Origin of the sequence: Hyalangium sp., from assembly GCF_035629615.1 — a bacterium.
Lineage (GTDB): Bacteria > Myxococcota > Myxococcia > Myxococcales > Myxococcaceae > Hyalangium.
In genome coordinates this window covers 1-7,920 of sequence record NZ_DASPHO010000143.1, presented here as the reverse complement: position 1 = coordinate 7,920, position 7,920 = coordinate 1, and the positions used below count along the sequence as shown (strand labels likewise).

The window sequence follows — 7,920 nt, the reverse complement described above, 5'->3', positions numbered from 1 at the left end:
GGCCGGTGGGGTGACGTTCCCCACCGTGACCGTGCCAGTGGACGGGAGCTACACCTTCACCCTGCGCGTGGCGGACGAGGGGGGCAACGTCACCACCCGGCAGATCCCCGTCACCGTCGCGAGCACCACGCCCACCCTCTCGCTCATCGTCCAGAGCACCATCACCTCGGATGCGGACTCGGTGCTCGAGGGGGTTCAGGCTCCCGTGAGCGTCCAGGTGAACTCGCTGCCCGAGGGCACGGAGGTGCGGCTCTTCACCTCCGTGAGCGGCCAGTTCGCGCGTCCCCAGCGGGCGGTGACGGTGGCCGGCAGCGGCAACCGCACGGCCACCTTCACGGCGCAGCTCGCCGAGGGCTCCAACACCGTGCAGGCCTGTGTGAGCAATGCGGCAGGTCTCGAGCAGTGCACGGTGGAGACCGTCACCGTCTCCCTGGGACGGCCGCTCTGCCGCATCATCTCCCCCGCGGACGGGGCGCTCGTCGGCTCCTCGCCTGCCCAGATCCGTGTGGAGTCGGGGGCCGGCTCCGTCACCGTGAGGGCCGTCGGCACGTCCATCACGGCCAGTGGGACGGCTACCTCCGGCCCCGTGCAGATCCCGCTCACGCTGACGGCGGACGGCGAGTACCGCCTTGTGGCCACTTGCCCCGGTGGTGGCACGAGCCAACTGCTCTCGTTGGGGGCGGACACCACGGCCCCCTCGTTGTCGTTCAACGTGCACGGGCTGCCTGCCGGGCAGAACACCCTGGGGCAGGGGCTGAATGACACCTCGCTGAGCCCCGGCATGCAGATCTCCCTCGATGTGACGACCGAGCCGCGCGCCTCGGTGCTCGCCACCGGCTGCGGCATGACGGTGGGCGCGGCGGGGCAGGCGGATGCCAGCGGCGTCCTGCTGCTGCGTGAGGTCTCCGTTCCCACGAGTGGGACGTGTGATCTGGAGGTGAGAGCCACGGATCTCGCAGGGAACACCCTCTCGGAGACGAAGACGCTGACCCTGGCGTTCACCGGCGGCGAGCTGGAGTTCCTCTCACCCGCGGCCGGGCGCTACCTGGGGCCCGCGGACGGAATCGTGAGGACGGGTGGGGGGCTGCTCGTGTCAGTGCGCTTGAAGGTGACGCCCACGGCCGCGGGGACACTGCGGCTGCTGCGCGGGGCGACGGAGATTGCCTCCGTCCCCGTAGCGGCGACGGATACGGAGAAGACGTTCACGGGTGTGGCGCTGGAAGAGGGCGCGAACGTGCTGCGCGCCGAGCTCACGGGTCCGGGAGGCACTTCCGGCTGCGCCACGGTGCTGCTGCTGGTGGACACCCAGCCGGGCAACATCGCCCTGGAGATCCCCACGGCCTCTCCCGCGCCCGTCTACCTCGTCAGCTCGGACGTGACGCCAGCGGCGGTCGGCATCCAGGCGCCCCTCAAGTACAGCGCTCCCGGACGCTCGGCGAGCGGCGTGGTGGACATCTGTACGGATGCGGCCCTCGTGCCGGGCGCCGCGCCGTGCCGGGATGGCTCGGGCTGGTTCACTCTGGCCGCGAACGTTCCGGACTTTGTCCCGGACTTCACCTACCCCGACGGCCGCTATGGCCTGAAGGCCGTGCTCGACGATGGCGCTCTCTCCGTCTCCCAGGAGATCTCCATTACGGTGGACAGCGTCGAGCCGGTGGTGCGCTCCGTGGAGCTGCTCAGGGACGCCAATGGCGACAAGCGGCTGAACGCCCAGGAGCTGCCCTCGGGCTCGCCGGAGCTCCGCGTCACCGTGGAAGGCCTGGAGGACGGGCGCTCGGTGCAGGTGCGCAACGCCACCAACCTGAACATCCTCTACGGCCAGACCAGCGCCAGCGGCGGCCAGGCCACGGTCTCCCTCACGGCCATGCCGACGGGGGTTGCTGCGGACTACTCTCTCGTCGTCACGGTGACGGACCAGGCGGGCAATCCGAACCGTGTGTCCAACCCCACGCCCTTCTATCCGCTCAACACGGCGGCCTTCTTCTCGTTCCGCCTGGATCGGGTGGCGCCCACCCTCGTGGTGAGCGCGCCCACGCGGACGGCGTTCGGCATCGCGGATGACGCCTCGGCCGCCGCGGGCTTTCAGGTCCGCGCCACCGTCAACACCGACGCGGACGTGGGGACGGGCGGCGTGCACATGGAGCTGTCTCCCTCCGGCGGCGCGGTGGACCTGACGCCCTCCGGGCTGGTGGCGACGCACGAGTTCACCCTGCCGGCCTCGGGAAAGGTGACGTACACGCTGACGATCACCGCCGTGGACGCCTCGGGCAACCTCAGCGCGCCCGGGGTTCGCACCTTCACCGTGGATCTCGAGGCCCCGACGGTGGACCTGGTGACGCCCGTCGCGAGCACCGTCTACAACAGCACCGAGCTGCCCGTGCAGGTGAACGTGGGAGGCGGGGACCTGAGCACGGTCCGCATCCTCACGCAGGTGGGGGCGGGCGGGCAGGTCGTCATTGGCGATCTGCCGGTGGTGTCCGGCGTGGCCCAGGGCACCCTCAACTTCCCCATCGGGGTGCAGACAGTCACTGCACAGGCCAGCGATCCGGCTGGCAACATGGGCAGTGACACGGCGGCCAACGTCGACGTACGCCAGCCTGGCTGTGTCATCGCGCTCACGGCTCCGTCTTCCCCGGTGGTGACGCTGCTGGCGCAGGACGACCGGGACGCCGGGACGCCCGGCCTGCAGTACCGCCTGATGGGCAACACCCTGGACTGTCGCGGGCGCACCGTGTCCCTCTACCGGGGGGCCTCCGGCACGGCCGAGGCCACCACCACCGCGGATGCGACGACGGGCGACTTCTCCTTCGACGTGACGCTCGTGGACGGCGAGCAGACGCGGCTCACCGTGGAGGTCCTCAACGCCTCCGCGGTGCGCACGGTGGACTTCGTGGACGTGACGGTGGACATCACCCCGCCGGTCATCACCGCCGTCTCGCCCACGCCCACGACGCTCTACTTCGTGGCCGACACCAACGCCTTCCTCTTCCCAACACCCGAGCCCGATCGGGTGGTGGACCTGTCGGCGGGCGGTGACGCCAACGCCACGTTCTCCCTCACGGTGGCCCAGGGCGCTGGCAGCAAGGTGCAGGCCTTCTATCTGGGCAACCCGGCCTCGGCGGAGTTCACCCTCACGGCCGATCCGGAGACAGTGAACATTCCGGTCACGCTGACCCATGACACCACGGGGACGCTCGAGCTCCGAGTGCAGGACGTCTCCGGGAACGTGGCGAGCCACAGTGTGGTCGCCACCGTGGATGTGGTGCCACCGGCCGCGCCCACGGTCACGCGCACGCTGGTGGCAGGGCAGGAGCGCGCGGCGAAGGTGGATGTGGCATGGACGGCCAGCGGAGACGATGGGCTCTCCGGGACGCCCGCGGGCTATGACCTGCGGTGGACGATCAACGCCCAGCTGGCGAACGGCATCGTGGACCAGGCCACCTTCTTCGGTGCGAGGGTGATGCAGGAGACGGGCGCCCTGCTCCCGGCGGCCTCCACGAGCTACCAGCTGACGCTGCCGCCGCTGGCGAGGTACTCCATCCAGCTCCGCCCGCGCGATGAGATCGGCAACTACGCGCCCTTCCAGGTGGCGCCACAGCTCGACAACTTCTGGCGGCAGCTCACCCTGACGAACCCGGGCGCCACGGGCAACAACTACGCCCTCTACGTCACCTCGCGCGGCGATCTCAATGCGGACGGCCGGGATGATCTGGTCGTGGCCGCCGCTTCCGGCGTCCCTGGCTCGGCCTACGTCTACTATGGCTCGAGCGATCCGGTGGCGTCGCCGCCGGCACGGCAGGACCTGTCGCTGCCGGAGGTCGGCTCCCAGTTCTACGGGAGCGACTTCGACGTGGGCGACGTCGGCAACGCCACGGCGGAGGTGGTGCAGGATCTGCTGGTCGGCGTGCGAGGGTATTCGACCAACAGCGGCCGGGCCTTCCTCTACTTCGGCCGCCTCAACAGCACGGTGGACACCACGGGCCCCATCGAGTTCCGCAACGTTCCCAACATCACGAGCGCCTTCCTGGGCTTGACCGTGAAGATGATCGGCGACATCACTGGGGATGGGCTGCAAGAGCTGATGATGAGCTCCCACGGCGAGCCTACACCCAAGGTGTACCTCTTCTACGGCCGCTCGCCGGCCGCCTGGCGTGCCCTGGGCACCGGTTGCACCGCCACCACGGCGTGCCTTGTCCCCACCAGCAGCGCAGACAAGGTCTTCACCGCGCCTGTGGGCACGCCCTTCTTCGGCCGGAACCGAGGCTATGCCCAGCTGGGAGATATCACTGGGGACGGCGTGCCGGACTTTACCCTGCCCACCTCCCACGAGACGCTCAACAACCTCTATGTGTACTCGGGCGCCGCCGTCCGCTCGCTGCCGGGGACGGGGGTGACCTTGTCCAATGCGCTGCAGGTGCTGCATCAGGACCCTAACGGCACGGGCAACTCCACCGCCGGCTTGGGGACCGAGGCTGTGGGCGGGATGGAATTGGCGGGCGGGGCCGGGCTTGATCTGGTGGTGAGCATGTCCATCCAGAGCAAGGTCGTCGTCTACCGCGATGGCAACGCGGCGGGCTTCGCGGGCCCCCCCCTTGAGATCCGAGGAGGCAGCCGGCTGGGCACCTCGCTGGCGGTGGGCGATCTCAACGGCGACGGCCGTCCGGACCTCACCATGGGCCAGAATCTGATCTCTGGGGGAGCGGCTTTCGTCTTCTTCAACCGGGGCGTGCCAGGGGTGGAGTTCGACACGCTGCAGGAGAATGGCTTCTCCCAGTCCAAGCTGGAGTCCACCAGCTCGCTGGGCATCACCCTGACCACCTTGGACTTCAATGGAGATGGAAAGCTGGACCTCGCGGTGGGTGACAGCCAGTCGAGTCCAGGGCGCGTTGTGGTGTACTATTGAGGGCAGAACATGGTGATGACGACTCAACCAGGTAGCCCCGAGCGCAAGAAGAAGAAAGCCTATGCGCCGCCCCAGGTGCGCTCGGAGCGCATCCTCGTGCCGGACCTCTTCCAGCCAAGCTGCATCATTGATGACATCACGGGTGAGTGCCTGTAGGGGAGCCGAGGCCAGATGCAGGTGCTGCGCTTCGGGGATTGGGGCGTCGGGGTAGACGAGGCGCTCCTGTCCCGAGCAGGTGAGCGGTGCACGCTGGCACCCTTCCTCGGCGCCTCCGAGCACGCGCCTCACCTGGTGCTGCGAAGCGCCGAGGTGCTCACTCCACCGGCGGCCCCGCTCGATCCGCGCCACCCTTCCGGGCCGCGCTTCCGCGTGGAGGGGGAGGTGGTTCGAGTGGAGCTCCCCCGAGGGGAGCTCGACACGGAGCTGGCGCTGCGCGTGGGGATGCAGCTCGCGACGCTCCGACAGGGAGGGCTGCTGCTGCACGCCGCGGGCGTGGCCTTCCAGGGGCGTGGCGTGGTGGCCATAGGGCCGAGCGGGGCCGGGAAGTCCACCTTCACCCGGCTGAGTGTGCAGGCGGCCGGGGCGGAGGTGCTCTCGGATGAGGTGGTGGCCCTCTACCCGGAGGGACGCGTGGAGGGCAGCCCGTTCTGCTCGGAGCTGGATCTGCCCTCTTCCCGGGCCCGCGCGCGGCTGGCGGCGGTGCTCCTGCTCGAGAAGGGCAGCGAGGAGCGATTGGAGGAGGTGTCAGCCCAGGAGGCCATCGCGGCGCTGATGGGGCAGGTGTTCCGGCCGCTCCCGGGAGAGGCTTCACCCGGGGACATCCTCCAGCGCCTGGCGCGCATCACCGAGCACGTCCCCCTGAGGCGCTTCGTCTTCCGCAAGCACGAGGCCGCGGGGGGCTTCATCCGAGGGTGGCTGGATGGCCAATAGACACCCTGTCGATCTCGCGGAGCTCGTCGAGGCGACCCCGATCGGCCAGCAGCTCTGGCTGCGGGGCGCCGGCCGCAGCCTGTATCCGCTGCTGCGGAGCGGGGACTCAGTCCGGGTGTTGCGCTGCGCGCAGGAGAAGCTCGCTCGGGGGGACGTGGCGCTCATCCGGGTGGGGCGGAAGCTCGTGGCGCACGTGGTGATCTCGAAGGAGCCCTTGGTGACAGCCTCCCTGCTGGGAGGGAAGGATCCCACCGGCGTGCCGCTTGGGCGCATCACCGCGGTGCGCCGGGGGCCTTGGGTCCTCCCGCTGCCCCGGCTGACGCGCCCCACGCTCTTTCTGGGCCAGCGGCTGCTGTCCGGGCTGTGGTCCCAGCCTCGGGCGCGAGCGTGGGTCCGCCGGCTCCGGGACTTCACCGTCTCCGGGTGGTCCCGGCCTGTGCGGAAGCGGTGGCTGGGGCGGCTCGAGGTCCGCCTGCTGCGGGAAGAGGATCTCGACACGCTGCTCGTGTTCGCGGGCGAGCGGCTCCTGGTGCCCTCGGGCTTCCTGCGCCAGCAGCTCCTTTTGCGCTGGGCTCGCGAGGACGGCTCACGGGGGGCGGCGGCGGGAGCCTTCGACAAGCGGGGGCAGATGTGCGGCTTTGTCTACCTGGACGACTACCGCGAGGAGGGACTGGCGCTGGAGGGGCTCTGGGTGCGCTCCCTGGTGGTGGCGCCGCGGGCCCGCCGGATGGGCGTGGCCTACCAGCTCATCCGCTGCCTGGTAGACGAGGCCCGGCGACAGGGCGCTGAGTGCATCTTCGCGGACATCGACGATGACAATGTCGCCTCGCTGCGGACGTTCCGGAGGGCGGGCTTCCGGGCCTCCTCCCCCGAGCTCACCCGGCGCGTCAACTCCGAATGGAGCGCCTCGGGAGGCACCAAGCCCCTGGTGGTGCTGGAGCGCGCGGTGGTTTGACGCTCAGGGGGATTGCGCGAAGGGGGGCAGGTAGGCCAAAAGCACCCGTCCAGACTCGCACCGAGGTTCTTCTGTGAGCTCCGCTCCCGCTACCCCCGCTGCTTCAACGCCCAACCCTCCTGGAGATGCCGGCAACCCGTGGCTGTCCGCGGATCGCATCTTCATGGAGGTGCTGGGGATCGGCATCGGCGTGGGCGCGGCGACGCTGATCGCGCTGGACGGCGAGTCCAACTGGCGGAGGGAGTGATGCTGCTGGGCGTCTACGCGATCCTCGGCGTCACCTTCTTCTTCATCCCCTGATGTCGCGCGCGCGCTCATAGCCGGCCCATGCCCGAAGCGGAAGCCGGGGTGGAGAGCCAGGAGCGTCTCCGCGCGGACGGGGCGCTGGTGGTCCTCACGGTGCTGTGGGGCACCACCTTCGTGGTGGTGAAGGATGCGCTGAGCCATGGCGATCCGTTCTCGTTCCTCACGCTGCGCTTTGGCGTGGGAGCTGCGGTGCTCAGCGTGCTGGCCGGGCGCCGCATGTTCGCCCCGAGCACCCTGCGGCGAGGGGCCGTGCTGGGCATCTTCCTCTTCGCGGGCTTCGCGCTGCAGACGGTGGGGCTGACGGACACCACGCCCTCGCGCTCGGCGTTCATCACCGGGCTGTACGTGCTCCTGGTGCCCTTGGTGATGCTGGTGCTGTTCCGGCGGGTGCCGCGAGCGTCCTCGCTGGTGGGGGTGGTGCTCTCGGCGATGGGGCTCTACTACCTCACGGGGACGGACGTGGGCTCGGCGGGGTTCTCCCGGGGAGATGGGCTCACCCTGGGGTGCACCGTGGCGTACGCCTTCCACATCGCCTTCACGGACCGGTACGCGCCCAAGGAGGGCGTGGACGCGCTGGTGGCGGTGCAGCTCTGGGTGGTGACGTTGCTGTCCGCGCTGTGCCTGCCCTTCGCGGGGGCGCGGGTGGAGTGGACGCCCGCCTTCCTGGGAGCAGTGGTCTTCTGCGGCGTCTTCGCCAGTGCGGTGGCCCTCAGCGTGCAAACGTGGGCCCAGGCGCGGACATCGGCCGTGCGTGCGGCCATCATCTACTCGCTGGAGCCGCTGTTCGCTGCGGCCTTCTCGGTGGTGCTGGGGTACGAGCGGCTGG

6 protein-coding genes are annotated in these 7,920 nt (G+C 69.9%); all 6 read left to right on the top strand.

Annotated elements, in window-relative coordinates; all coding sequences use genetic code 11:
• Positions 1-10: 10 nt before the first annotated feature.
• Positions 11-4,903, top strand: a complete 4,893-nt coding sequence (locus VD972_RS07265) for an Ig-like domain repeat protein (RefSeq protein ID WP_324982765.1) — start codon at positions 11-13, stop codon at positions 4,901-4,903.
• Between the two features lie 15 nt (positions 4,904-4,918).
• Positions 4,919-5,059, top strand: coding sequence for a hypothetical protein (locus VD972_RS07260; protein ID WP_324982762.1), 141 nt, complete (start codon positions 4,919-4,921; stop codon positions 5,057-5,059).
• A 15-nt stretch (positions 5,060-5,074) separates the two neighbouring features.
• Positions 5,075-5,833 (top strand): potassium transporter TrkH, encoded by a 759-nt coding sequence (locus VD972_RS07255; protein WP_324982759.1) that lies wholly within the window; start codon positions 5,075-5,077, stop codon positions 5,831-5,833.
• Entirely contained in the window at positions 5,823-6,788 is a 966-nt protein-coding gene (locus tag VD972_RS07250; RefSeq protein WP_324982757.1) for a GNAT family N-acetyltransferase, read from the top strand. Before VD972_RS07255 ends, VD972_RS07250 begins: the two co-directional genes overlap by 11 nt.
• A gap of 73 nt (positions 6,789-6,861) precedes the next feature.
• Positions 6,862-7,035 carry a hypothetical protein gene (locus VD972_RS07245; protein ID WP_324982754.1) on the top strand — a complete coding sequence of 58 codons (174 nt, stop codon included), beginning with the start codon at positions 6,862-6,864 and terminating at the stop codon, positions 7,033-7,035.
• An 80-nt stretch (positions 7,036-7,115) separates the two neighbouring features.
• A partial coding sequence (locus tag VD972_RS07240; RefSeq protein WP_324982751.1) for a DMT family transporter occupies positions 7,116-7,920 on the top strand: 805 nt, incomplete at its 3' end.